This is a genomic window from Cupriavidus sp. GW821-FHT07C08 (assembly GCF_059419025.1).
This window is the reverse complement of record NZ_JBWKQZ010000093.1, coordinates 1-624: the sequence shown is the minus strand read 5'-3', so window position 1 is coordinate 624 and position 624 is coordinate 1. Positions and strand designations below refer to the sequence as shown.

Here is a 624-nt window from a genome sequence, read left to right as displayed (position 1 = left end):
CTGAAACGGGTTCTTCTATGGGGGCGAGGTTGTCAAGCCCCTTCAGTATTGGATTTCAGTCGCAGGCATATCTGCGCGATACTCTTCCTCCTTGCAAGCCATTAATTTTCGTTCGCGAACTGACGCGGCACGAAGCCGGAGGTCGGGGTGCTCAATGGCCCGGGCTACTGCCCGGACTATCTTCTATCCGTGCCGGCGCAGGGCCGGGCACCACATACCACATGCGCAAAGCGCTGGAACTGGCCCCTGTTACCTGCGCGCCCCATCTAAAACGACGGCTACCCGGCAGAGGTAGCCCGACCCGTTTACGGGCGCGCTGACCTGCTATCGTTACCCGCTTAGCCCTGACACGCTCAAGGCCGGCATCCCTTCGCTACTGGTTTGAGGCTTGCCCCGGAGGGAATCTCGCCGTACTCGAGATAGCGCCACAGGGCAATCGCCAGTCGGCGGGCGAGTGCAACGATACCGACGCGCCGCGTGCGCTTGCCGCCTGGCGCAAAGCGCTCATTGAACCATTGCGTGAGATGACTCGTTGGCTGGTAGCGTAACCAGCTCCAGGCCAGTTCAATCATCAGCCAGCGCGCTCGTTTGTTGCCCGCCTTGCTGATGCCTTGCTCGACCTGG

Annotated in this window: 1 pseudogene; it reads right to left on the bottom strand. The window is 61.2% G+C overall.

Annotation, left to right across the window (positions count from 1 at the left end):
• Positions 1 to 353: 353 nt before the first annotated feature.
• A pseudogene (locus tag AC07UK_RS38850) lies at positions 354 to 624 on the bottom strand (IS110 family RNA-guided transposase); the annotation flags it as partial.